At 45.3% G+C, this 24,966-nt stretch carries 21 protein-coding genes; 12 read left to right on the forward strand and 9 right to left on the reverse strand.

Annotation, left to right across the window (positions count from 1 at the left end; all coding sequences use genetic code 11):
* Nucleotides 1–63 precede the first annotated feature (63 nt).
* Nucleotides 64–1,470 carry a DASS family sodium-coupled anion symporter gene (locus ACXAFJ_RS14360; protein WP_475324365.1) on the reverse strand — a complete coding sequence of 469 codons (1,407 nt, stop codon included), beginning with the start codon at nt 1,468–1,470 and terminating at the stop codon, nt 64–66.
* Nucleotides 1,471–1,841: 371 nt separating this feature from the next.
* On the opposite strand from ACXAFJ_RS14360, the gene ACXAFJ_RS14365 reads away from it, so the two are divergent.
* The gene (locus tag ACXAFJ_RS14365) at nt 1,842–3,383 is read left to right on the forward strand and encodes an ATP-binding protein (protein ID WP_475324366.1); all 1,542 of its coding nucleotides are present in this window, start codon (nt 1,842–1,844) and stop codon (nt 3,381–3,383) included.
* Nucleotides 3,380–4,042, forward strand: coding sequence for a response regulator (locus ACXAFJ_RS14370; RefSeq protein WP_475324368.1), 663 nt, complete (start codon nt 3,380–3,382; stop codon nt 4,040–4,042). Before ACXAFJ_RS14365 ends, ACXAFJ_RS14370 begins: the two co-directional genes overlap by 4 nt.
* A gap of 38 nt (nt 4,043–4,080) precedes the next feature.
* Here the strand turns inward: ACXAFJ_RS14370 and ACXAFJ_RS14375 are convergent, their stop codons facing one another.
* The 4 genes from ACXAFJ_RS14375 to ACXAFJ_RS14390 all read right to left on the reverse strand — a co-directional run bounded on the left by ACXAFJ_RS14375 (nt 4,081) and on the right by ACXAFJ_RS14390 (nt 8,317).
* Nucleotides 4,081–4,428, reverse strand: coding sequence for a hypothetical protein (locus ACXAFJ_RS14375; protein ID WP_475324369.1), 348 nt, complete (start codon nt 4,426–4,428; stop codon nt 4,081–4,083).
* A 2-nt stretch (nt 4,429–4,430) separates the two neighbouring features.
* A complete protein-coding gene (locus ACXAFJ_RS14380) occupies nt 4,431–5,882 on the reverse strand; it encodes a hypothetical protein (protein ID WP_475324371.1) in 1,452 nt (483 codons plus the stop codon).
* 64 nt (nt 5,883–5,946) lie between these two features.
* On the reverse strand, nt 5,947–7,092 hold the full coding sequence (locus tag ACXAFJ_RS14385) for a hypothetical protein (RefSeq protein WP_475324372.1): 1,146 nt from the start codon (nt 7,090–7,092) through the stop codon (nt 5,947–5,949).
* Nucleotides 7,093–7,330: 238 nt separating this feature from the next.
* Entirely contained in the window at nt 7,331–8,317 is a 987-nt protein-coding gene (locus ACXAFJ_RS14390; RefSeq protein ID WP_475324374.1) for a helix-turn-helix domain-containing protein, read from the reverse strand.
* Nucleotides 8,318–8,722: 405 nt separating this feature from the next.
* Between ACXAFJ_RS14390 and ACXAFJ_RS14395 the strand changes: the two genes are divergently transcribed.
* The gene (locus ACXAFJ_RS14395; protein WP_475324375.1) at nt 8,723–9,922 is read left to right on the forward strand and encodes an EAL and HDOD domain-containing protein; all 1,200 of its coding nucleotides are present in this window, start codon (nt 8,723–8,725) and stop codon (nt 9,920–9,922) included.
* Between the two features lie 149 nt (nt 9,923–10,071).
* Nucleotides 10,072–10,557 (forward strand): GNAT family N-acetyltransferase, encoded by a 486-nt coding sequence (locus tag ACXAFJ_RS14400; RefSeq protein ID WP_475324376.1) that lies wholly within the window; start codon nt 10,072–10,074, stop codon nt 10,555–10,557.
* 59 nt (nt 10,558–10,616) lie between these two features.
* On the opposite strand, the gene ACXAFJ_RS14405 is transcribed toward ACXAFJ_RS14400, so the two are convergent.
* Nucleotides 10,617–11,090: a hypothetical protein gene (locus ACXAFJ_RS14405; RefSeq protein ID WP_475324378.1), complete on the reverse strand. Its 474-nt coding sequence runs from the start codon at nt 11,088–11,090 to the stop codon at nt 10,617–10,619.
* Between the two features lie 185 nt (nt 11,091–11,275).
* On the opposite strand from ACXAFJ_RS14405, the gene ACXAFJ_RS14410 reads away from it, so the two are divergent.
* Together ACXAFJ_RS14410 and ACXAFJ_RS14415 are read left to right on the forward strand one after the other, a co-directional pair.
* Nucleotides 11,276–11,785 (forward strand): hypothetical protein, encoded by a 510-nt coding sequence (locus tag ACXAFJ_RS14410; RefSeq protein WP_475324379.1) that lies wholly within the window; start codon nt 11,276–11,278, stop codon nt 11,783–11,785.
* 217 nt (nt 11,786–12,002) lie between these two features.
* A protein-coding gene (locus ACXAFJ_RS14415; protein WP_475321218.1) for an IS3 family transposase occupies nt 12,003–13,207 on the forward strand; the annotation gives its coding sequence in 2 pieces (ribosomal slippage) (nt 12,003–12,390 and nt 12,390–13,207; 1,206 coding nt in all).
* Between the two features lie 33 nt (nt 13,208–13,240).
* Here ACXAFJ_RS14415 and ACXAFJ_RS14420 read toward each other — a convergent pair.
* On the reverse strand, nt 13,241–14,548 hold the full coding sequence (locus tag ACXAFJ_RS14420; RefSeq protein ID WP_475324380.1) for a hypothetical protein: 1,308 nt from the start codon (nt 14,546–14,548) through the stop codon (nt 13,241–13,243).
* Nucleotides 14,549–15,059: 511 nt separating this feature from the next.
* Between ACXAFJ_RS14420 and ACXAFJ_RS14425 the strand changes: the two genes are divergently transcribed.
* The 6 genes from ACXAFJ_RS14425 (at nt 15,060) to ACXAFJ_RS14450 (ending at nt 23,585) form a co-directional block, all read left to right on the forward strand.
* Nucleotides 15,060–16,727, forward strand: coding sequence for an ABC transporter substrate-binding protein (locus ACXAFJ_RS14425; protein WP_475324381.1), 1,668 nt, complete (start codon nt 15,060–15,062; stop codon nt 16,725–16,727).
* A gap of 93 nt (nt 16,728–16,820) precedes the next feature.
* A complete protein-coding gene (locus ACXAFJ_RS14430; protein WP_475324383.1) occupies nt 16,821–17,804 on the forward strand; it encodes an ABC transporter permease in 984 nt (327 codons plus the stop codon).
* Complete coding sequence (locus tag ACXAFJ_RS14435) at nt 17,801–18,760, forward strand: ABC transporter permease (RefSeq protein ID WP_475324384.1); 960 nt, start codon at nt 17,801–17,803, stop codon at nt 18,758–18,760. Before ACXAFJ_RS14430 ends, ACXAFJ_RS14435 begins: the two co-directional genes overlap by 4 nt.
* Complete coding sequence (locus ACXAFJ_RS14440) at nt 18,753–20,654, forward strand: dipeptide ABC transporter ATP-binding protein (RefSeq protein ID WP_475324386.1); 1,902 nt, start codon at nt 18,753–18,755, stop codon at nt 20,652–20,654. Before ACXAFJ_RS14435 ends, ACXAFJ_RS14440 begins: the two co-directional genes overlap by 8 nt.
* Before the next feature lie 109 nt (nt 20,655–20,763).
* The gene (locus ACXAFJ_RS14445) at nt 20,764–22,461 is read left to right on the forward strand and encodes a glycoside hydrolase family 9 protein (RefSeq protein ID WP_475324387.1); all 1,698 of its coding nucleotides are present in this window, start codon (nt 20,764–20,766) and stop codon (nt 22,459–22,461) included.
* A gap of 125 nt (nt 22,462–22,586) precedes the next feature.
* Nucleotides 22,587–23,585 carry a LacI family DNA-binding transcriptional regulator gene (locus ACXAFJ_RS14450; RefSeq protein ID WP_475324389.1) on the forward strand — a complete coding sequence of 333 codons (999 nt, stop codon included), beginning with the start codon at nt 22,587–22,589 and terminating at the stop codon, nt 23,583–23,585.
* 10 nt (nt 23,586–23,595) lie between these two features.
* Here ACXAFJ_RS14450 and ACXAFJ_RS14455 read toward each other — a convergent pair whose 3' ends face one another.
* Both ACXAFJ_RS14455 and ACXAFJ_RS14460 read right to left on the reverse strand, forming a co-directional pair.
* The gene (locus tag ACXAFJ_RS14455) at nt 23,596–24,420 is read right to left on the reverse strand and encodes a GGDEF domain-containing protein (RefSeq protein WP_475324390.1); all 825 of its coding nucleotides are present in this window, start codon (nt 24,418–24,420) and stop codon (nt 23,596–23,598) included.
* Nucleotides 24,417–24,836 carry a BLUF domain-containing protein gene (locus ACXAFJ_RS14460; RefSeq protein ID WP_475324392.1) on the reverse strand — a complete coding sequence of 140 codons (420 nt, stop codon included), beginning with the start codon at nt 24,834–24,836 and terminating at the stop codon, nt 24,417–24,419. Before ACXAFJ_RS14460 ends, ACXAFJ_RS14455 begins: the two co-directional genes overlap by 4 nt.
* Between the last annotated feature and the right edge of the window lie 130 nt (nt 24,837–24,966).

The following is a 24,966-nucleotide window of genomic DNA, read 5'->3' on the forward strand; positions in this document are numbered from 1 at the left end:
TTATCGAGGATAACTGTATTGGGAAACACAATGTCCTATTCGCAGGCTAAAAGGATTCGTGCACTACCACATTCCTAGGAGTTTCCACCAAGCACCACCCGCAAAGATGAATACTGGAATTACTATCAGTGAGAACACGAATCCAATTTTCCACCAGCTTTGTAGAGAGTGGAAACCCGCACCAAACAAAATAGGCGCGGGTCCCGATGAATAGTGCGTGGTCGCCATATATAAGTTACTAAAAATACCCAACACGATGGCCGCTAGCATTGGTGGCGCACCGGCTGCAATGGCAATTGCAAGAAACGCCGCGTACATCGCGCTGATGTGCGCCATTGCACTGGCCATAAAGTAGTGACTGTAATAGTAAACCAACAGCAAGATTGCCAAGGTCGTCAACCAGCCAAAGCCTGATAGCGATTCACTGATTGTCTCACCAAACCAACCGATGAAACCCAGTTTGTTTAGCTGTGCCGCCATCATTACCAATACCGCAAACCACACTATGGTGTGCCAAGCTTCTTTCTCATTGAGAACGGCGTCCCATTGAATTGTGCGAGTAAACAGCAAGAACACTAAACCAAGCAGTGCGGTAACTGTGGAATGAATGCCAAGCGTTGGACCAAGTACCCACAACGACACCATACCGATAAAGGTGGCACATACCATCCATTCATCGCGCGTCATTTTACCCATTTCTACCAATTTATCTTTGGCGATTTGACGCATTTCTGGTGTGCTTTTCAGCTCTGGCGGGAATACCACATACATGACTAGAGGAATTAAAAATAGACACAGTGCTCCCGGTACAATCGCCGCTAATGCCCATCCGCCCCAAGTGATCTCCACGCCTTGCTCTTTAGCAAAATTTGCCGCCAGTGGGTTACCCGCCATCGACGTTAAGAACATGGCACACGTAATCGCGTTACATTGGAAAATACACTGTACTAAGAACGCACCGATCTTGTTTTCGGTTCCTTTGGCAGGGTCCGAATCATACGCGTTGGCGACCGAGCGGAACAAAGGCGAAATAATACCACCGCAACGCGCCGTAGTGCTTGGTGTGGCCGGTGCGAACAGCAAATCCGTCAGTACTAGACCGTACGCCAAACCTAGCGAATTATGACCGAGCTTAGAAATAAACCAGTAACCGACTCGGCGCCCAAACCCAGTGCTAATAAATCCACGAGATATAAAAAAGGCCGCCGCAATCATCCATATCGTTGGGTGGGCAAAACCGGTTAACGCAGTTCGAATTGGTAACACGTCAAGCAAGGTCGCGGCTGCCAATCCCGCTAAGGCCATCGCACCTAAGGGTAACGGTGCCAATATTAAGCTCAGAACGGTAACCACAAAAATCGTCATCATTTGCCATGCTTGTGGCTCTAATCCTTCGGGTATAGGGCTGAACCAAATCAAGACGCCAATGATAACTAAGGACAGTAATTTTAAATTGGTCGGTGAAAACATGTGCCTCTCCTAGTTTCAAATCGCAAACAAACCACTGAGGTTTGCTCTACTCTGAACCCAGAATCGCGTGCTTTTTGTGCGTAAAACCTGTCTAAAATCAAACTGATTTCACTATTGAGCTTTGTCTTTTTAAAGTTGTAATCACGGATAAGTTCCGCTTGAAACGAGCATGAGATAAGGCCCATTCCAATCAATAAAAATCATTTAATTCACTCGTATGACCCTCGTCATGCTACATAGTGCTTCGCTTCGCCATTGATTCAAATTCCATTAAACTTGGATTTGGCTTTTCTGTCGTTTGGCGAGTTTCCATGTTTATCACTCCGTTTATTCCTCAGAGTTTTACCCGGCTGCTGAGATGGAAGTTGTTTTTGCTTTTAGGGAGTGGCGCCTTTTTTTGGTGGGGTTACAGTGCTTACCAACTCGACCATACTCTCAATCAACAAATTGCCAAACGCGCCGAAGTACAGGCCAAGCAATTAGCGATTCAACCTGAGTTGTTAGCGTTTTTCCAACAGCAAAACACCGAGCAAATCGCAGACTGGGTTGCCAACGTTCAACAGGTGTCGGATGCTGATTTCATCACTGTTAGTGACAAAAATGGTATTCGATTGGCACACCCTATCTCTGAGCGAGTTGGTCTGCCGGTTGTCGGTGGCGATATCCAAGCCGCACTAGAATCGGGGGAAAGCTATCTGTCGACGAGTGTCGGGTCAATGGGTCCATCGGTCCGCTACATTGCTCCTATTGTGATCGACAATAGGGTTGTGGGTATGATCAAAGTGGGCTACCTGCTGGACACCTTGTCGATTTGGACGTTCGAACGCATTCAATCGCTGCTAATCGTCGGTGCTGTGTTGCTGTTTTTATCGAGTTGGCTGGTTAAGCGAATCACTGATGCGGTAAAGTCGGAAATGCAAAACTTAGAGCCTTGGCAACTTAAACAATCTCTAGATACCCACAAAGCCGTGTTAGCGGGTGCGAATGAAGGCATCATTGCCACCGATAAACGACAGAACATCTATTTGATAAACGCTTCGGCGAGGAAAATGTTTCAGCTCGGAGATGACATCGCGTTACCAATTCAAACTAACCAGCTTGCCTTTCCTCAACTGCCGCAACTGCTAACAAAGCCTGACTTTACTGATAAGTTGGTAGAGAGCAATGGACTGAATCTTGTCATCACTAAAGTGTCTTTGGAAGGTGAAAACAGCGGTGTGGTTTTTACCATACGCAAACAGCACGAACTGCAAAAGCTCTCGGAAACACTAAGCCAAGTCAGCCAGTATGTTGATGGGTTACGCGTTGCGCGTCACGAGCATCGCAACAAGCTCTCCACCATTGGTGGCCTGCTGCAGATGGGCAAATCTGATAAAGCGCTTGAGATGACACTGGCGCTCTCAGAGCAGTCGCAAAAAGAGCTCGAATTACTCAAACCTTTGAAACATCAACCTGAGCTATCGGCATTATTGCTGGCAAAATTACAGCGTGCAGAGGAACTAAAAGCGGATATGACGTTGCGCATTGATAGCGATTGGTTCCCGCTACCAAGCAGACTTTCCTCAGTCCAATTGTGCGCCATGGTTGGCAATTTACTGGACAACAGTCTTGATGCGGTTACCGAGATAACCGACTTCCGGCCTCGAAAAATCTCGATTGAACTCTCTGAACTGCCAAATGAACTGCGTTTGCAAGTGACCAATAATGGCCCCAAAATCTCGCGCGAGCTTTGTAAACTCACTGAAATTGGGATGAGCACTAAGCTGAACACAGCAGGCAACGCGTCCGAACGCGGGATTGGTTTGTATTTGGTGCAAACCATTTTAAATTCGTGCGATGGCTATATGGAGCTGGACTCGGATGAGAAAGAAACCGCGTTCACCCTTTATGTTCCCAAGGAGACGTACCTATGAAGATCCTCATTGTAGAAGACGATTGTCAATTGGCTGAGATGCACGCTCACTTCGTCGGGAACATTCAAAACTGCGAAGTGGTCGGGATTGCCACAACCATTCAACAAGCGAAGGACATGACTCAATTTGTCGACATTGACCTCGCGTTGGTCGACAACTTTTTGCCAGACGGACTGGGCATTGATTTGGTTCTTCATTGGTTAGCGGACGCCAAACCCATTCGCAGTATTATCGTTACCGCAGCCAACGATGCCGGAACCATCAATACCGCATTGATTCGCGGTGCTTTCGACTACTTGGTTAAGCCCATAAACTATCAACGATTGACCGAATCGATTAAGCGATTCAAAGAATACAAACTGGCGCTCACCCAACACAGTAAGTTCCAACAACATCAACTGGATGATGTGTTAAATCAGCATACTAAAGCTTCAGAACACGTTGATGAGTTCTTAACCAAGGAATTGTTATCCCTGTTCCCTCATGGTCATACAGAATTGTCATCTGCCGAGGTCGCTCTTCAACTCAATGTCAGTAAAAGCACCGCTAGACGCTATTTAGACAAACTGGTGGAACGTCGATTGTTGAACGCCTTTCTCGCCCATGGAAAAGTTGGCAGACCGACAAGGTTATATTGTCGCCCCTCGCCCTCAGAGTAAGTTGAATAGTGTTGTTACGTAAACAGGTTGCAGCCCTGCTAGTTTGCGGTGACATACTCACTTAACCTGCCGTTGCTGTCTTCACTGGCTATTTCGAATTGGTATTCACCAACAGGCAAATCAAACTGCCAGCCCGTTTCGGTACCCGCGACTGCGATCTCTCCCGTCGCGCCGGTAGTTTGATTGGTCCAGCGGACTCGATAACCCGCCACGTCTTGAGCCATTAACGCTGAGCCATCAACACGCGTATCGGGCATTTCCCAATCCAGTTGATAGCTTTCCACTTCAACCGCAGCACTTGGACTCGCTGAGTCTCCACCCTCACCACCACAAGCCAAAAGATAAACAGAGCTAAGACAAACTAACACTAATTGGAATTTTCTCATTGCTAAACTCCCGGTGGATGCAATTGATAGACAAGGAAAAGCGGAGGACGGGCATAATTGGTCAGACGGTCTGCATTTTTGATGGCGATGTATAGTTCACCCGTTTGCGCGTTATACGCACCGCCTTTGATGTTATCAAACCCTAAGCTGTCAAACTTGCCGTAGTCATAAGGCCTTACTTCCCAGGGTTGCATTTCCCCGTTTTTCACCTTGATCAGGTCAGTGACTTGCCACAACCAGTAGTAACCGTAATTATCGCTAGGGTCAAAACTACAAGGGCCACCGCACACATTGCCGTTAGTTTGCGTGGCTTTGTATCCGATGCCCGATTCATGCCCACCGGAACTGCCTATGGTGAGATAAGTGTTGGTTCCCGGAATGATCATGCCAAATGCCGCTTCACTAATAGAAGTCCATAGCTGGTTTTGTCGGTCGTGGTTATAGAGAATGGCTTCGGTATTCACAGCAAGATCTGGGTATAAGTTTGTATCGTGCAAGAATTTTGCCCTTGTTAGCGGAAAATCCAGCAAAGCCGTGGTTTCGATTTCACCTTGGGTTTTGGTCATCATGCTCGCTTCCGGAGACCATACAAATGCTGAAGGCCCCATAGAAAGACGACTGTGTATGGAGCCGTGCGCGTGGCCCGCGATATGGGTTCCGCCTAGCTCGGCTTGCCATTCTGCTGGTATCTCGGTAATCCAGCCCGATGCGTGCGCTGCACCTTGCAATTGATATGGACCATAAATCGGCGTCGTGGCAAGGTCATTAGCCGCAACAAACCGAACTGATGTATCCGTTTCTCCTCCACCAGCGTCATACCAGTTCATGTAATTCACGATAAGCTGGCCATTTAATTGCAGCATACCGGTCACTTTAAAATAGTGCTCAATTCCTGTGTCAACGCGTGCGGTTTTGTGGAAAGGAGCAAAGTTTTGCAGAGCCGTGTCACCCACCACAAAGTCACTCGGATTTCGGCTGTTCACTATGGAAGGGATGGCAAACTCAGCAATGCCTTGCTCGTAATCATGCCCAACGATAAACAAAGACTGATTGTCTGCGTTAAAGGCGATCACCGCCGGGGAATAATTCAAATTAGGGTGGTCAGAATCACCAAATCGAGCGGATGACAAGCGAAAACCACCCAAATACTCCAATTGCGACATTTGCCAAAGCGGAAATGAACTGGTGTTTGCAGAGACAGTTTGGCATGAAGAATACAGATAGTCCCCAGACCAGCTCGAAAGCGACCCGTTCTCACATTGTCTCGATTGTGTCTGGCTGAGACAACTGCCGCCACTCGTTACCGTTGGCGATAAATAGCGCACTCGAGTTTGCTGTTCTTGGTTTCTCAGTGTTCCACCAACGAGATTACAGCCCGATTGAGTAGTAACTGCCGTACTTTCTTCCTCTGACTCGCTGGTATTGCATCCAACTAAACCGACCAATACACTCACCAGCAAACAAATTGGACTTCTACCCCGCAGCTTTCTATGGGTCAAAAAGCACTGAGGAACCATATTACTGCCTCACTCGGGGCCGCAAAGGTTTTACTCGGAACGTCTTTGGTGGCATAGGCGTAATCGGATGAGCAGACATAACCACCAGATCGTCAATGGCATACCAATCCTCATAACGGCGAGAGTCAGGTATCCTTTTGTCAATATAATCGTTGCCGCCAAGTTTAACCGCGTTCCAACCCACCATTTTTTTAGCATCTCGCCCCATCCAGGGAATGCGATAATTGGCAAAAACCAATTGGCCATCAATCCACTGCTCGTAAATCCCATCGGTTGCGCCGGGAGCTGAGTTCATCTTTACGAAGAATTCCATTTTGCGCCAACCGGTTTTACTGCTGTCGCCAAAAAACTCTGTGGGGTGAATCATGCCGTGAGCCCCGCCTTCTGGAATGAGTTTTCCAGACAACATGCCATACAATTTAGTATTGGGATTGTCGACTTTTCGGTCGTTATTGAGATCACGAATGTTGTTGTCAAAATTAAGGCTCATGTCGCCGCTCAACATCTCTCGTGGCAAACTGCGGATCGGTTCACTGTCAAAATAATAGTGTTCCCAAGGTGGATAGCCGCGCATCCAGATTGTGTTTCTCAATCCATAATCGTTATGCACGTAGTTCCAGCCAGCAATCGGGCCATTAAAGCCATCTCGAAAGCCTCTAAAAATCTCGTAACCCTCGCCCCAAGAGTGAAGAATTCGAAATATTTTGGACAAGGATTTAGGGTGCTCACTATCTGGCGCCCATTTAATGTAAAACGAGGCGTAGATTTGTCGGTACTCTCGATCGAGACGCTTTGCCAAAATTCCGTCTGACCACCATTTCCAATTTGGAGTGGATTTGGCGTCGCGGTAGAACACCACAGACTTTTGTCCAGACCGCGCTTTGCCAGGAAAAGCGCCAATTTCGATTGATTCATGGCGATCGTCATCACCCATTGACGGAGCATAGGCGGGGTCAGTTCGAATCACACTCCAATTGGGCGGAGCTATGTTTCCATGTGGTCTCTGCCCGACCGCCCTAAATAGCCCAGCAACCCATTCGGGTTGCTGTTCAAAATCTTCACTGAAGATGACTTTAGACTGTGCCGAAACACTGATGATCGTTGAGACAAATACGCCTACTGTCATCAAAGTGTTGGAGAGCTTCATTGTTTTACCCAGCGTCGTTTATCGTATGCAATCTGCTTTATATTATTGGTTTGATTTCATATTTGTTAAATGTTGGCAAAACAACTTATGGGAGCGCGTCACAGTTATCTCAAATCTTTGATTTTGATTCAAAAACGCCAAATACTGAATCGAGATCACAAGACATTTCGCCAGGGCGCGTGAAAAAAACAGGATGTAACTAGGGTTTGTAGACCGTACAATCCCTGCTTCAACATTGTCATCCTTTTTTTAAGGTTTGTGAAGGCAGCTCGCCAAACAACTTTTTGTAATCACCAGAAAAGCGGCCAAGCTCAAAAAAGCCCCACTGCATTGCAACGTGAGATACTTGAGTGAATTTAGCATCACATATTGAGAGCTCTTTTTTTACTTGATTGAGTCGATAAAGCTTGGAAAATTGCATTGGAGACACCCCGATCCTATCTCTAAAGCCGTATTGCAAATTGCGCTCACTTAAACCCGAAACCGCGCACAGCTCGTGCATAGCGGGCAGATTCTGGGCATTTTCTCTGATGTAATCTAATGCCTTTTGCACGCCATGGGTCTTTTGAAATTGAATTTTAGACTCTTTTACGCCGGTTTGAGAGGGAATAAAGCTTTGCAATACAGCATCAAATAATCGGTCAGACCATAACTTTGTCACCATATGATGACCGACTAGAGACGGTGAATTTGATAAGTTTGAAGATACTGTAGCCAAGGTTGAGCGAAGCTGTTTCAAGGATTCAGGGTGCGTCCCTCGCACATCACTGGTTCGCCACTTCATTGGCATGTCTATGTGTTTGAGCTGAGATAGTTTTCGATGAAAGTCGTCCACATTAAAAACGACGGTCATACCCTTCACTTCAGACAAAAAATTTGCTTCCCAAGCCTGCCGCGAAATATGAAAAAAATTGTCGTACAAATTATGTTGACCAAAAATTTTCCCTTGGCTTTTAGGAGAAGAGACAAGAGCAATGGACAGCGTATCGGGTCTTGGAACACCTTCCGTAAAACACCCCGTCGTGTGAGACTCATTTAAAACTCGAATGCCTTGGAAAAAGTAATCTGTAAACTCAAAGCTCGCATCCCCGGGAGTTAACTGGGTGTACCCTCGGTTGTAATCTGAGGTAAATTTGGTCAGCTCGTTTAAATCACGTGTAGAAATTGAACGCAAACCGAAAGGTACATTAAGAACTGGTGACGGTTTAAAAGTGCTTCTCTTCATCGCTCAATAAGTCGCTATCAATCTCAAAATGTTGAACCCACTAAATGACATTCAGTTTGTGAATCTAAACTCGCTAACCTTCAACTTATCCGGCTTCCAACGGCACTTTCGCCAATGAATATTCATGTCTAATCCGAGAGTGAACATTCAGATTTGTCAATTTATTCAATGTCTGAGTTACACAAAGATTCTTGTGCCATTGTTACGACCACAAAAAATAAAGGCACGAATCCACTGGCACATTCTGGGGCAACATCTCATTATTTATATAATTAATAATAAGTTTTCGTTTTTTGCATACTGGTTAAAACAACGTTTTGATAAGCTTTTTCAAATTTTTTCATGCGCTCCTACAAAAAGCACAAAAAACCATAAACCGCATGAATATCTAGAGGAAGACGTACTATGAGCTCTGCGTTTGTAGCAAGGCAACCTATCCTTGACCGCAACAAAGAAATCTTTGGCTATGAATTATTGTTTAGAGATGGCGAAAACAACGCTTTTCCTAATATCGATCCTGACCAAGCGACAAGTCGATTGATTGCCGATCAGTTTTTTCACGACTCAGATTCAATCTTGGACAATCGATTAGGCTTTGTAAATTTCCCCTATAAAAGCATGATCAACTTATTACCAGGCTTGTTGCCTGCAGATAAAGTAGTCATCGAAGTTCTAGAGGATTGTCCGCCTACACCCAAGTTGCTTAACGCCATTCGTTCGTTAAAATCTGATGGTTACACTATAGCGCTCGACGATTTCATACCGACACCGGAATGGCGCGATTTTTTGCCCTACATCGACATCATCAAGTTTGACATTCAACGATTGCCTCTCGAAAAAGTTGGCAACTTTGTCTACAAACTCAGTGACAGTAAAATCCGATTTCTCGCCGAACGAGTTGAAACCCATCAAGACTTTATGCACGCTCATGACCTTGGCTTTCACTATTTCCAAGGCTACTTCTTCAGTAAGCCGGAAGTACTGAAAACCACCACGATTTCACCCACGCAACGAGCGGTCGTCGAGTTGTGCCAAGAACTCGCGCAGCGCCCTTTGAATTACCGTTCAATTGAAAAACACTTTGCTACAGATGTATCGTTGTCCTACAAACTATTGCGGTATGTGAATTCAGCAAACATTGTCAGCCAAATTGAATCTTTAGGGCAGGCATTTGCCTTCTTGGGTGAAGACAAGCTTAGGAAGCTAATATCATTGGTGGTCATTGCATCGGTGTGCGAAGAAAAGTCAGAGTCTTTACACTTACTCTCTATTCAACGAGCGCGTTTTTGCGAATTAATAGCGCAAAAAACCTCTACAGCCGTCAATCAATCACAAGCATTTTTGGTTGGCTTGTTGTCTCTGCTTGACGCGCTATTTGATACCACGTTTGACAACATTGTTGGCAGTATCCCGCTTGAAGAAGATGTTGAGCTTGCCTTACTTGGCCAAGACAATACGTTGCGCTCGATCCTAGACCTTGCCATTGCCTATGAAAACGCAAATTGGGTGGAAGTGTCCAACCTGAATGACGACCTAGACATCATAGACTCGGACTCTAATGACTGTTTCGAACAAGCGCTGATTTACTCATCGAGCCACAGATAGTTGTGCCAATAAACCCTCGAGACTGAACTGCTAGTTCAGTCTCTCACTTTTTGAACTGCCCCAATCACACAATACTGCATGCCTAGTCACTGCCTGTCTTATATTCTAGTAGAGTCTTTACAATACAGTCGTTTAATCAAGGGGCGATGATGCAAATTCAAACCGTCAACCAGTCCGAAGCCATAAAACTGTCGAGTATTTTCAAAGAGATGGAGCGTTATTACTTTGGTGTTAACGTGGCGAGTGATAAAGAAATCGATCAGTACTTGATGCAACGATTGTTTGCTGAACATTCTGGTGTCAAGGTCATCGCCGCTTATGATGATGAAACCGTGTTGGGGTTGGCAACGTATTCCGTTTTGTATCCAGCACCAAGGTTATCCGGCCAACTCTTCATTAAAGATTTGTTTGTGGCTTCGGCGGCAAGAGGACAAGGAGTAGGCATTGGCCTTATGCAGCACTTAGCCAAGCTAGCTGTGAACTGGGATTGCTTACGCCTCGATTGGACCGCAGAGACGACTAATCCCAAGGCTGGAGAATTTTACCGAGCCATTGGTGCAACCCACATCCAGGAGAAAGAATACTTCCGATTTGAGGGGGAAAGGTTAAAGCAATTTGCAGAGGCGGACAGCTAGTCATCCAATATGATATACAACACTCCACATTGTGAAGCGTTGTATCGTTTTACTATTTACTACTCTACACAAAAACGTGATTCTTCATCATAGCCAGTCACCCATTCAATTTCTTGCAACTCAATAGGTCTAGGATTACTTGGCCGCGTAACATCCGTTAATTGCCAATTGCAAGAGTTTGCTGCGTCCCCTGCAATCAGCTTGTAAGCATGATCTTTCTCGGGAGAGAACCTAAGATTCACTAAGCACTTATTTTCGTCCAAAGCATGTTCAGTGTAAATATATTGAAGTGTAAGTGGCCCACTCGCCCTTACTGTATGAGTTTCACTATTTCCTTTCCGAATATCTCCAGAAACCCTACGTCCTTTACACTGATACGACTCTTCATAATAAGCAATATTCAACCATTTTGAACCAGAATTTTGATATTCGATAGTCGCTGTTGGTCCAGATTCAGGTTCATCATAACCCACTGAACAACCGGCTAATACAGACACCATACCCAGACAAATCAACGTTTTGTTGTTAATCACACTTACCCCTTGTTTGCGTTATAGAAAACCAAATCTCGACCTAGTTAACATGTAACTATCGGTTATTCTCTACACAATATGTAAGTCTGCGAGCTAATAGATAGTTTTTATATTTCAGTATTGATTGCTAAAACCAACCTCAAAATAATCGATAAATTTAAATTCTCAGTACTTTAGGGCCATATATGAAGACCTATTCAATGTTTGTCACCGCAACTTTTCTCGCTGTTGTATTAACTGCTTGCTCATCGTCAAATCCAACATTTCATCTAAAAACCGAGCAACAACAAATGGATGAACAATTAGCTGAAGTGTGGATACCATATCTGTGGCTAACAGAGACAAATGGCGTCGAAACGCCGAGACTTCAGAAAGTTCATTATGTAAAAGCTGGAGACACTGCGTTGGTTTTGTCAAAAGAGCCCGATTCGAGTTCTTTTTCTTCCAGCGGCTATACCTTAACAACCACAACCTATTATGAGGCGTTAATGAACGTAACACTGGAGGCGGGGAGAACTTACTTAATTGACACAGATAGAGTGAACAATGTTCGACAAGTTGTCGTTAGAGATCTCGGCAAAGATTACACTCTTCCCCAAGTAGAACTGATCTCTCAAAGTGACTATGTTTATGAAATTCAACGTGCCAAAAAATTGGGCCAACAAACTGAGTTTACGCTAAGTGATGTAAAGTAAAAACGTAGTAACTAAAAGGTAGCTATTAGTCATTTTTTGTCTTCCGCATAGCCATTGAAACACAACCCGCTAAGCGCCCAGTATTTGTATATCTACCAGCGTATACTAGCTAAGTGAGTTTACAGTGTAAAAAGCCGCTCAGTGAGCGGCTTTTTTTGATGGCTTGTACCGTCCTAAATAAGGTTGACACATTCCCAACATGAAATTGGAGAGTGTCATGAAATCAACAAGTAAACGAACCCAGCGAGATTATTCTCTTGCCTTTAAATTGGCGGTTGTTGACCAAGTAGAAAAAGGAGAAATGACCTATATACAAGCCCAAGAGCGATATGGAATCCAAGGTCGGTCCACGGTCTTGGTTTGGCTTCGTAAGCACGGTCGTCTAAATTGGTCTAAAGGAATAGAGAAACCAAACACAGTAGGTAATGATATGTCTGATTCTCCTTCTGCTCATACTCCTGAACAACGAATAAAAGAACTCGAACAACAACTTGAGGAAACTCAACTGAAAGCGGACTTCTTTGAAGCGGTCGTAAAAGTCATGGATAGAGATTTTGGAGTTCGAATCTCAAAGAAGCGCAAAGCCGAGTTATTAAGGAAAAAACGCTCAAAAGACTCACAGTGACGAAAGCTTGTCAGTTTATTGGCATTACTCGGCAGGCATTTTATAAACGTTGTACGTCAGAGCGTCAGCGAATTCGGAAAGAGCAGTCTGTCATTGGGTTCGTCAAAGAGCAACGGATTCAACATCCTCGCTTGGGAACTCGCAAGCTCAAACACTTACTCAGTCAACATAACATTGATGTAGGACGGGACCATTTGTTCTGTTTGCTAAAACAACACCGTCTATTGGTCCCCAATCGTAGGGCTTATCATCGAACAACCAACAGCCATCATCGGTTTCACTGCCATCCAAACTGCATCAAAGAAGGCATGGTTCCAACGAAACCGGAGCAGCTGTGGGTCGCTGATATTACTTACTTGGCAACGCAAACAGGAAATACCTATCTCAGTTTAATCACCGATGCCTACTCAAGGAAGATAGTTGGGTATCATCTCGATGACAATATGAAGACACAAACAGTGAAGCGCGCGTTCCTGAAGGCCTTGAAAAATCGACGCTACGAGGGTGAGCTTATTCATCACTCTGATAGAGGTATTCAATACTGCGCTGAGGAATATCAGTCATTACACAGAAAATATCATGTGAGGTGCTCTATGACAGATGGATATGATTGTTATCAAAACGCTCTAGCAGAAAGAGTGAACGGCATCTTAAAGATGGAGTACTTACTGAGTAAGCCGAATGACTTGAATGAAGCAAAGAAAATGGTTGCCGAGTCGGTAAAACTCTATAATGAACAGAGACCACATACAGCTTTAAATTACAAAACGCCCGATGAAGTTCACCGAGCGTTTTAACCAAAAGTGTCAACCTATATCAGGACGGGACAGCTAGTTCGACAGAGATTCACCGGGTCTGGATATTTTTAGTACATCATCCAAGCGCCAAGCTCCATTTTCGTAAACGAAGTCAATTTTCTCAAACCGATCTTTAAAGCTGTATCTTCCAGCAGTCTTTATCACGTTTACACTGTCATATTCATGCATGGTTTTACGAAATCCGCGTTGCGTGTTCATTGAACCAGCAATATAAGACAAGGTCATTAAGCCGCTCAATGCACGATCCCGCTGCTTATCTTTGATCAAGGTGCTCACCACGTTGCGTCGATAATGCTCACTAAACAATGCGCTGAATTCTTTTTTGTCTTTCGAATAGTTGTAAGCATAGTGACTCCAATAGGCCAGTACCTGTTCAAAGGATAAAGACTTGTCCGTTAGCTCACTAAATGGCGTGTGGGAATCAGTAAAAAATGCCTGATATTCAGTATCGACTTTTTGATATGACTGATCCATCAGTGTCACCAAATGCTGAACATAGTCATCACCCATCTTGGATGCCATATGTTTGGCATCCTCGATTGCAGTTCCCGTTTGGGACCATGATTTATTGGAATTTAGAATGTCTTTGAGCTGTGTTACCACTGCTTTGGTTCGTTGTTTGCGCTCTTGGTTCGTTAAATGGGCGAAGGATTTATCGGCTCGGTTGGTTTCTCTAAAATCTTCAGAAAACTTATTGATGTAAAATGACTCTCTATGAAAATGATTCCAAGCACCTGAATATCGATCGACATGATGCTCAAAATCTTCCGGCGCCATAGCTGGGAACTGTTCGGCACCAGCTCTGTCATTAAACTCCAAGTGTTCCACAGCCGGCATTATGTCTCTCAATACCGCAAAATTGCCTTCCCTTGTGGCTGTTGCACTTGGGTCATTTTCAATTTTTGCTTGATATAGCTTGGCAACCGCTTGGACTTCTGGGTGGTTAAGCAATTTTTCATATTCGTAAAACCCACAAAACCGCGGACACAAAATAGTCGCGATATGCGTGGTTGCGTTAATTTTCGTAGAGCGGGTTTGGTTGTGAATCGACGCTCGGTACAGCTCAATTGGAATTTCAGTCGTAGGGAGCATGACACTCACTTCGACACTTTCAAACTTATGCTTAGACACCAAATCCTTGTCGTCGATACAAATACTCTGTGATTCACTAACTGGCGTACGGTCAAAATCGACCTGAAATACGGCGCCTTTGGCTATCAACTGTTCTGGTAAATCAGTTGTGAGCGCCAACTGACAAGTATTGGCAACGGTTGGGAATGCTGCAACTAAAGCCAACATCATGACTATCTGCTTTTTCACTCTGTCTATCCTATTTTGGCTACTTTCTATGTGCGACTAACACACTTGTTATTGTTTGCTTAGCGAATTTTCAGCGCTAGGCGCAAGCGTTTGGAGCGCTCAGCTCCAAGTTGCCGCATACGCTACTTATCCCATAACCACAAGTCGAGTTTTTAGTCATATGAGAAGTCAAATCGTGAAGTCAGTTCACTCTAATTAGCTCTGTCTGTTCTCCTTCTTGGCTATTTTTTGCAAGTAATTGTCTCTGATAACGGACAAATTCGCTTTGTCTAACAGGTCAAATAAACACGCTATGAACGCGGTTATTTTTTGAGCCAAATCTCAATATCTGGAAGATGGATTGATCTTTTTTTCGGCACCAATTAAAAATGGGAACGTTCCCAATTCGAGTTTCACGACGAAATCAAACTGATAAATTACTGATTAGAATCGTGAATCCTTGTGGCTACCGGTGGGGTTTAGGGTGCGGCAAGAAGTCTTGGGTGTTCTTAACTTTATCAAGGAGCACGAAATGAAATTCAATAAGATAGTTGGCTGCCTAGTGGCAAGCGGCTTAATGTTTGGTGGAGCAGCGCAAGCAGACGATCACGACTTGTCGCTTGTGGTTAACTTGGTTGACGCTCATGTCAAAAACTTCAACCCGTACAACGATGCAGTCGGCCACTTCTTTGCGACAGACTTTATCTATGAGCCGTTGTGGATTCCAAACATCGCAAACGCCGATAACCCCATTCCAGTTCTCGCCACCAGCTATGAAATTGGCGAAGATCTCAAGAGCGTGGTATTCAACCTACGCAAAGGTGTGAAGTGGTCCGATGGTGAAGACTTCAATGCTGACGACGTTGTATTTACCATGCAACTTAAGAAAGAGCACCCGACGTACAATATTCGCGGCCTGCATTGGTACGATGCAGAAACCGGCAAAGGTAATGTAATCGGTGTTAAAAAATTAGACGATTACCGCGTTCAAATTGACTTAGAAAAAGGCAACGCACTGGCATACTTAGGCTTAGGTTCAGTTTATCCGTTACCAGAACACATCTGGAAAGACATTAAAGATCCTGTGAATCACCGTAACGAAAATCCAGTGGCAACGGGTCCGTTCACAAACATTGCGCACTTCTCACCAAACCTGATCCGCATTTGTAAAAACGAAGCCTACTGGCAGCCTAACTTGCCACAAGTTAACTGTCTAAAATTCCCACAATACTCTGGTAATGCTCAAGCTCAAGCAGCTGGTGCCGTGGGTGACATTGACTGGATGGGTGTAGGTATCCTAAATACCAAAGCATACACGTCTAAGAGCAAAGACACTAAGTTCTGGTACTCATCTGCAGGAACCATCAATCTACAGCTCAATACCACCAAAGCACCATTTAACAACCTTGAATTCCGTCGTGCGATGAGTGTGGCGATTAACCGCCAAGATCTGCGTGATTTCGCCACCCAAGGCGCTGCTGCAGAAGTTCACTACCCAATCGGCAGTTCGGAGCTCTACAAGAGCTGGTACGACTCAGAAAATCTAGAGCAGTACAAATACCTGATGGAGTACAACCCAGATCTAGCGAAGAAAATCCTAGATGATGCGGGCATTGTCGATAAAGACGGTGACGGCTGGCGCGACATGCCAAACGGCGACCCAATTAAGTTTAAGATCTCTGTCCCTAGCGGTTGGACTGACTGGGTAAATGGCGCAATGCAGATCTCTGAGAACATGAAAGACATTGGCGTAAATGCCATGCCGCACACACCAGATGCGAACGCTTGGTTTGAGACCGTGCCACGCGGTGACATGGACGTATATTACGCGTGGAACCACGTCAATGCTGTTCCTTGGGGTACGTACAACGACTACTTCAACCCTTCAGATATGAAAGAAGGCGCGGTCACACTTCAAGCACTACATAGATTTGAACTGCCAGAAGTAAAACAAAAGCTAGACCAATTCACCCAAACTGCTGACCAAGCGATGCAGAAGAAGCACCTAGCACGCGTTCACGAGTTAGTGGCTGAAAATCTACCAATCATTACGCTTTATGCAGCACCAGGTTGGTACCAATACAGCACCGCTCGCTTTGAAGGTTGGGTTACACCAGAAAATCCTTACCTAAGACCTATGGTTCACGGTGGTTACCCAGAGCGTTGGGCACACGTGCTTAACCTAAAACCTAAGAAATAACTCCACGATATTGAGTTCCAATTAGTTTGGCGGTCTTCGGGCCGCCACAACTTTCAATTTGATTAAACCGTAACTTTCTACGGAGTTGTCGTTATGAAATTTATTTTGACCAGACTTGGGTTTTACCTGAGTGCATTTTGGGTCGCGATTACACTTAACTTTTTGCTGCCACGTTTAATGCCCGGCGATCCCGCTACGCATTTGTTCGTCAGCTTGCAAGGTAAGATGAGCCAAGAGTCTCTTGAGCTAATCAAAAAAGCCTATGGCATGGACGGTACCCTTTGGGACCAGTACCTACGCTATTTAGGCAAAATATTCCAAGGCGATTTTGGTGTATCTACCACCAACTTCCCAGCCCCGGTAAGTGAAACACTATTCTACGCGGCGGGTTGGACGCTATTCCTTATGGGCATCGCGATTACCATCTGTTTTTGCTTTGGTATGTTCATGGGGATTCGCGCTGCTTGGGGCCAAGGCCAGCCTTTTGATGCGTTTTTCACACCATTCAACGTGATGCTTTATGCTTTCTCGCAGCCAGTTATTGCTCTGCTACTTTTCTATTCGGTGTGTTTCCATTTGGAATGGTTCCCGCTAGGCCGCGCCCATGACCCAATGTTAGTGCCCGGCTGGACATGGGAGTACATCTCCAACGTCGGCTACCACGCCGTCGTGCCACTTGCCACCATCATCATTGTTGGTATTGGTAACTGGCACTTAGGCATGCGTAACACCATGATCAACTTGCTTAACCAAGAGTTTATTACGATGGCGCGTGCCAAAGGGTTGAGCGAACGACGCATTAAATACCGCTACGCTGCACGTAACGCGCTGCTACCTCAAATTACTTCTTTGGCATTGCAGTTTGGCTATATGCTGGGTGGTGCCTACATCATTGAAGTTGTCTTCAACTACCCCGGTCTCGGTAAGTTCTCGCTAGCCGCTATAGAAGCCCGTGACTACTCGTTTATTCAAAGTCAGTTATTGCTCGTCACGTCATGTGTACTGATTGCTAACCTAATTTCGGATCTTCTCAACGTTCTTCTAGATCCTCGTCTTCGCTATGCAGGTGCAAAATGAGTATTGAACAACTAAAACACGATCTTAAACTCGATCGCAAACCAAGACTAACTTGGCTACCCGCTCCTTTGCGAGTGTTTTTCTTAGACAAAAAAGGTGTGATTGGGCTTATCATGCTGCTCACCGTTGTGACAGCGTCACTTATGGCACCAGTATTAGCTCCTCATGATCCCGGTCGTCGAGCAGGCGGAATGCACGAGCCACCAAGTGCCGAGCACTACTTAGGCACGACGCGTATGGGTAAAGATGTCTATAGCCAACTCTTGTACGGGGGAAGAACCTCGTTAACCGTCGGTTTTGTGGCCAGTATTCTGTCGGTCAGTATCGCTATCTTAATTGGCGTTTCAGCAGGCTACATGGGAGGCAAGACAGACGAAGTATTGAGTTTCTTCACCAACGTCATGCTAGTCATACCCGGGCTGCCACTGATCATCGTACTTGCCAGTTTCTTTGATGGAGGGGCCAGTCCGTTTGTCATTGGCTTGGTATTCGCCTTCACGGGCTGGGCTTGGTCAGCTCGGGTGCTTCGCGCCCAAACCATGACCATAAAAACCAAAGAATTTATTACTGCTGCTGAGTTAATGGGTGAAAGCAAACTGCGCATCATCTTAATTCAGATTTTCCCTAACCTACTTTCACTCACTGTGGGTGGATTTGTAATAGGCACCATCTGGGCAATTTTGGCCGAAGCCGGCCTAGAGTTTATCGGTATCGGTGACCCAAGTGCCGTAACTTGGGGCACCATGCTGTTCTGGGCAGAAAGTAACGAAGCCATCAGCTATGGCGCATGGTGGGAACTACTGCCACCAGCGGCAGCCATTATGTGGACCGGCGCTTCTTTGGTTTTGATTAACTTCTCGATTGACCAAATCACTAACCCACAACTTTCTACTAAGAAAAACAGCAAAAAAGTTCGCGCATTCTTGAAACAGCGAGGTATTGCAGCATATGAATAATTCAACTCCTGTTTTAGAAGTCAAAGACCTTTGTATTCACTATATAAGTCAAACGGACATTGTCGCGGCGGTGAAAAACGTCAGTTTTTCCATTGCTCCGGGTGAAGTTTTTGGTCTGGCTGGGGAATCTGGCTGTGGTAAAAGTACTATCGCATTTGCCATCTCTCGATTGACATCCTTGCCTGGTTTAATCAGTGGCGGCGAAATCTTGTTCCAAGGGCAAGACGTTTTAAAGCTCAATCAAAATGAACTCAATGCGTATCGCTGGGCGCAGACCAGTATGGTATTCCAAAGTGCCATGGACTCGCTCAATCCCGTTATTTCAATAGCGGAACAAATTTGTGATGCGATTCTGGCGCACCGAAACGTCACTGAAAAACAAGCATTGGCTCGCGCCAAAGAGTTGTTAGAACTGGTTGGTATCGACCCAGAGCGCATCCACGAGTTCCCGCATCAGTTCAGTGGTGGTATGCGCCAGCGTATTGGTATTGCGTTAGCACTAGTACTTGAGCCGAAGCTGATCATCATGGATGAGCCCACTACGGCTCTTGATGTTGTGGTTCAACGAGACATCATTCAGAAGATTTTTGAGCTCAAAGAGCAATTTGGCTTTTCTGTTCTCTTCATCAGCCATGATTTGAGCATGATGGCAGAGTTTGCCGATCGCATTGGTGTGATGAAAGAAGGTGTTTTGTTAGAAGTTGCCAAGGCTGACCAAATCTGGGTTAACCCGCAACACGACTACACCCGTAAGCTAGGCAGTGCGTTCTTGTCACTAAACAAAGCCAGCGGTTCAACACTGAGCACTATTACTGACCAAGAGCGTCAAGATACGCCCGTGCTTGAATTAAGTGGTGTAACCAAGCAATTCAAAACACGTGCTGGTTTGTTTAAAAGCAAGAAGTTCAAAGCGCTCAACGAGGTCTCATTCAAACTACGACGCGGGCGTGCCCTTGCCTTGGTAGGCGAATCAGGCAGTGGTAAAAGTACTTGTGCGCGTATTCTCTCTAAGGTTTACCAACCCACTAACGGAGAGATTTTGTACAAGGGCGAAAACGTTTGGAACATCAAATCGTCTAAGCAAAAGCGTGAGTACCAAAAAGCGGTACAGATGATTTTCCAAGACCCGTTCTCATCGTTAAACCCGACTCTGACAATTGGTTACCACTTACTGCGCCCACTGGAGATTCATTTCCCTGAACGCACTAAGCAACAAAACCAAGCACGAATTTACCAGTTGCTCGAATTGGTGGGCCTGTCTCCGGCAGAAGAAATGGCTGATCGCTACCCGCACGAGCTAAGTGGCGGACAAAGGCAGCGTGTGGCAATAGCGCGAGTTTTGGCAATTGAGCCAGACATTATTCTTGCTGATGAGCCGACATCAATGCTCGATGTGTCTCTGCGAACGGGTATTTTGAACCTGCTGCAACGACTAAAAGATGAACTCAATATTGCGTTTTTGTATATCACCCATGATATTGCAACCGCGCGCTATTTTGCCGAAGAAACCGCGGTACTGTATTCGGGCACGATAGTGGAATGGGGCGACAGCACCAAAGTTACGACCAACCCTCACCACCCTTATACCAGACTGCTATTGGAGTCGATTCCTGATCCTGATCGTCCAATTTCGGAGCGTTTAAAAGAAGGGCAAAGTCCATTAAGAGAGCTTTGGAAAAACTGTCGATTCCAAGAAAAACTTAAAAATGATGAAGCGATGCGCGTGGTAGAGGTGGAGCCTGACCACTTCATTCGCGAGTTTGAATCTCAGGAGCCAACACCACTGAAACCTTTGGTTGCTGAATCTGTGGAATCTGCATCATTTGTTTCCGAATCAAAACTAGACGTTGAAGCTCCAATCAACAAAGAGAAGCAGTTGGAAACCGCCGATTAATTCTTCTCACAACAACTCGCTCAACCTTGCAAGTTTTTCGAAGCGTTGAGCGAGTACTTCACCCTTTCATTCCCAAGCTAACTGAGGAAGAGTTCGCTCTTTGACTACCATGAACAAATTGTTGATCAATCATTTAGGTTATGACTTAGACCAGCCCAAAACCGCGGTGTTACAAACGCTTACGGGTACCTCGGCAAAAACGTTTCGCGTCCTCAAGTTAGAAAACGGGCAGCATATTGAAATTCACAACGGATTGGTCGAAACATCCGATTCGATCGACAACTGGCAGCTGGGCCAATTTGCTCATATTGACTTCAGTACAGTAAACCAAGAAGGCCAATACGTTATTGAAGCCGAAACAGAGAACGACACGGTTTGCTCAGAGCCATTCAACATTGGCGTTAACCTGATTCAATCACAAACGGTTTCTGAACTCCTTAGCTATTTTCAAAACCAGCGTTGCACGGGTATCTATCAAGAGACGGACGAGGCTATCCCCTTTTTCGGCGATACTCGCAATGAACGTGTCGATGTCCGCGGTGGATGGTACGACGCGTCGGGAGATGTTAGTAAGTACTTAAGCCACCTATCTTATGCCAACTTCATGAATCCACAGCAAACGCCAATGGTGGTGTGGAACCTACTGCACGCGTTAGACAGTCAGGCCACTTTTGGTGATGAGCTAAGTAATCAAATACAGCAAGAAGCACTGTACGGCGCGGATTTTTTAATAAGGATGCAAGACGAGGCGGGTTACTTTTACACCACCGTATTTGATAACTGGAGCCACGACCCGAGCATGCGCTACATCTGTAGTTATCAAACTCAACAAGGACACAAAAATCAACGTTGGCAAGCCGGTTATCGCCAAGGTGGTGGGATTGCGATTGCCGCATTAGCGCGCGCTTCCACACACAAACAAGGTGGCGAGTTCAGTTCAGAGCAATATCTGGCGGCTGCTATGAAGGGATTCCAACACCTTGAAGAGCATAATTTGCATTACTTGGACGATGGCAAAGAAAACATCATTGATGACTATTGTGCCCTACTCGCCGCAACTGAATTGTATGCGATTACTCACGACAACTTGTATTTAGTGGCGGCAAAAACGCGTCTCGAAAGCCTAATCGCAAGAGTTAGCGATGATTCAACATTATCTGGCTGGCTAAGAGCTGACGACAAAAGCCGTCCATACTTCCATGCTGCAGAGGAAGGGTTGCCAATTGTCGCTCTATTACGCGCAATTGAGATTGGCGTGACCAACCTAGAACAGCAGCAGAAAACCGAACTGGCGCTGCTAAAACAAGCTGAGTTCTACCTTGAGATTGGCCAACAGGTTCACAATCCATTCCTTTACGCTCGCCAATATCACCAAAATGTCAACGGCGAACGAAAACCGGCGTTCTTCTATCCACATCACAACGAATCTGGCTACTGGTGGCAAGGTGAAAATGCTCGTTTGGCTTCATTGAGCTGTGCCTTCACGATGCTAAATCAGCATTTCAAATCCAAAGGCAGAGCACTGCCTGAGATTGAAAGCTATGCCTGCGCCCAGATCAACTGGGTCTTGGGCTTAAATCCCATGGACATGTGCATGATGGATGGGCAAGGAAGGAATAACCCAGCCGCCTATGACCCCGACCATAAGAGCATTCGAGGTGGCGTGTGTAACGGTATCACCTCAGGTTTTAAAGACGAATCCGGTATTGATTTTGCCGCCACGGACGATCCAATGCACTCGTGGCGTTGGAGCGAACAATGGATTCCGCATGTTGCCTGGCTGCTACTCGCCATAGCAGTCAAGTAAGCTTCAATGAACGGAAAGCTAGACATGCTTAACATCACATTATTGAGGGCTATTACTCAATAAATACACAATAATATTGCTAGGATGCTCGGTTCTAGCACATCAAATGAGACAAATTTGGCCCAATGGTAACCATTAAACAAGTATCGCAGCTGGCAGGCGTTTCAAAATCTACCGTTTCTCGTGTGGTTGCGGGTAACGGCAGTGTGTCTGCCAAAGCACGCGCCAAGGTGGAAGCCGCGATTGAACAACTGGGTTACCGGCCAAACAACGTGGCACGCAGCCTTAAAAGCAATCGCTCCGATATGATTGGCGTGGTGGTGGTTGATTTATCGAGCCCGTTTTATGCACAGCTACTAAAAGGCGTGCAGAACGTTTTTCAAAATATCGAAAAAGACCTCATTGTGGCCAGCGGCTTTGGTCAAAAAGACAAAGAGCTGAAAGCCGTTGAATCATTAATCGACCGACGATGTGACGCGCTGGTGTTGTTTCTTGAAAGCGATATTTCTGCTGAAGAGATAAACCAACTCAACGTAAATAACATTCCCATTGTATTGATTGGTCGCGAAGATATTCCGGTCAGCTCTAGCTCGGTTCGAGTAGACAATACACTCGGCGGTTATTTTGCGGCAAGACACCTCATTGATCGTGGTCATCAGCACATTGTACACCTTGCCGGTCCGCAGCACTTTCGCGATGGCCGTGCGCGTCTAGAGGGTTTTTGGAATGCGGTTGCAGAAGCCAAATTAGATAAGTCCAACTGCCATGTGGTTTACGGAGAGTACAGCGATACGTCGGGCTATGAACTCACTAAATCTTTACTCGCGAATAACACCCAATTTACCGCAATTTGTGCTGGAGACGATGAAATGGCCGCCGGTGCGTATCAAGCACTGAGAGAAGCCAATATTCGCATTCCGGAAGATATCTCCGTAATTGGTTACGATGATAACTTTCATGCCAGACTCATGTACCCTGCCCTAACCACAGTGCGCCAGCCCATCATTGAAATGGGCCATATCGCCGCAGATATGCTTGTGGAGTTGTTTAAAGAATCGGCAGAACATCACGTGGTTCTAAAACCTGAGTTGATTGATAGAGACTCGATTGCGACTTTAAGTTAAGGCTGACGTGTCATCGACTGCATTTTTTCAACGCTTTTTCTCGATACATCAATTGATCGGCCATCTCAATCAATTCAGATAGAGTATGCTCTCTTATCAAACCTTTAGAGTGACCGCTGCTGAACTCAATATTTAACGATCGAACTCTGGGATTGCGTTTTAACTGACGCAGCAATTCAGCATAGACATTGTCACCACTGGTTTTAAACACCACGACAAACTCGTCTCCGCCATATCGAATACAAATGTCTTCAGGGCGAGTCGACTCTAACAAAGCCTCTGAAAACTGTCTTAACACCATGTTGCCGAAGGTATGCCCCATCTTGTCATTGATTTGTTTAAAGTTGTCCAAATCAAAAAACACCACCGTCGCCGCTTGGCTCTGATTGAGACTCATATGTAATTCACTCTCTAAACGAGCAAGGTAGTTATGAGAGAAAAGCCCAGATAACTTATCGTTAAAATAGTCTTTCGCGGCAATGTCGATGTGAGCACGAATGATATAAGTGATTATCATCACCAAGCGGGCTTCATTCGCCCGATTGGTATGAGTATCAAACGTTTTTTGGTATTCAAGCAACTTAATTAAGAATGAAATCGTAATGTAGAGAATATGAGTGTACTGGCCGCCATACTTTCTGACATAGTTTGCGATGTAAAGCGTGTCTAGGTCGGCCGTTTTTTTGCCTCCCAAGAAGAAGAAACACAGATCACAAAGGTAAAACTTCAGGTCCACGTCATTTTGCAACCCATCATTTGCACCACTAGGAGAATCATTAATTGAAGTGATGTGCTCTTCAATAAACCCATCCAAATTGCGGTTCAGCGCATTCATAGGCTCAGCGAGGTAATCCTCTCCTCCATCAATGGAATGAAACTAGACACATTTTGAGTTGAAACTTGTTCAAACTCTTGGCTAAGGTTGCCGTCAAAATCGTCCATAAAACAGAATTTCATATCCCAGCCAGGGTAAAGGCGACGCTCTATCTCTCCTTGACACAGAACGCGAATCTCATTGTGCCTGGTATCGACACTAATCCGTTCGTTAAACAGAAATTCAATGACGTCCTTCTCGCCTTCGATATATTGAAAAAACCGATTTCGAAAATAAAACAGAATACCTGTCACTTGGTTTTGTTGATTGAAGCGACGACTCGAATTCAAAACACTATTGATGTCGGTATCGACGTGCGGAGTGGTACTTGTGCTTTCGTAAACGATGCAGTACATGTTAGCCAACCAATTCTTCATTATTATTGTTAAACACTAGGCCAATACAAAACAATTTGCGTATCAAATACCGCGATAAATTGCATCAATTTGAGCTTAGTCGCGCCGATTCGCAACAACGAGAATTTTGTGGCTGAGATCCACGCTGAAT

Source organism: Vibrio sp. ABH4_348 (genome assembly GCF_056159765.1).

Coding starts and splice junctions, on each gene's coding strand:
- ACXAFJ_RS14395 (WP_475324375.1), top strand. CDS start 8,723: ATGAGCTCTGCGTTTGTAGCAAGGCAACCTATCCTTGACCGCAACAAA.
- ACXAFJ_RS14410 (WP_475324379.1), top strand. CDS start 11,276: ATGAAGACCTATTCAATGTTTGTCACCGCAACTTTTCTCGCTGTTGTA.
- ACXAFJ_RS14425 (WP_475324381.1), top strand. CDS start 15,060: ATGAAATTCAATAAGATAGTTGGCTGCCTAGTGGCAAGCGGCTTAATG.
- ACXAFJ_RS14460 (WP_475324392.1), bottom strand. CDS start 24,836: ATGAAGAATTGGTTGGCTAACATGTACTGCATCGTTTACGAAAGCACA.
- ACXAFJ_RS14400 (WP_475324376.1), top strand. CDS start 10,072: ATGCAAATTCAAACCGTCAACCAGTCCGAAGCCATAAAACTGTCGAGT.
- ACXAFJ_RS14360 (WP_475324365.1), bottom strand. CDS start 1,470: ATGTTTTCACCGACCAATTTAAAATTACTGTCCTTAGTTATCATTGGC.
- ACXAFJ_RS14450 (WP_475324389.1), top strand. CDS start 22,587: ATGGTAACCATTAAACAAGTATCGCAGCTGGCAGGCGTTTCAAAATCT.
- ACXAFJ_RS14370 (WP_475324368.1), top strand. CDS start 3,380: ATGAAGATCCTCATTGTAGAAGACGATTGTCAATTGGCTGAGATGCAC.
- ACXAFJ_RS14455 (WP_475324390.1), bottom strand. CDS start 24,420: ATGAATGCGCTGAACCGCAATTTGGATGGGTTTATTGAAGAGCACATC.
- ACXAFJ_RS14385 (WP_475324372.1), bottom strand. CDS start 7,092: ATGAAGCTCTCCAACACTTTGATGACAGTAGGCGTATTTGTCTCAACG.
- ACXAFJ_RS14440 (WP_475324386.1), top strand. CDS start 18,753: ATGAATAATTCAACTCCTGTTTTAGAAGTCAAAGACCTTTGTATTCAC.
- ACXAFJ_RS14390 (WP_475324374.1), bottom strand. CDS start 8,317: ATGAAGAGAAGCACTTTTAAACCGTCACCAGTTCTTAATGTACCTTTC.
- ACXAFJ_RS14430 (WP_475324383.1), top strand. CDS start 16,821: ATGAAATTTATTTTGACCAGACTTGGGTTTTACCTGAGTGCATTTTGG.
- ACXAFJ_RS14445 (WP_475324387.1), top strand. CDS start 20,764: ATGAACAAATTGTTGATCAATCATTTAGGTTATGACTTAGACCAGCCC.
- ACXAFJ_RS14375 (WP_475324369.1), bottom strand. CDS start 4,428: ATGAGAAAATTCCAATTAGTGTTAGTTTGTCTTAGCTCTGTTTATCTT.
- ACXAFJ_RS14435 (WP_475324384.1), top strand. CDS start 17,801: ATGAGTATTGAACAACTAAAACACGATCTTAAACTCGATCGCAAACCA.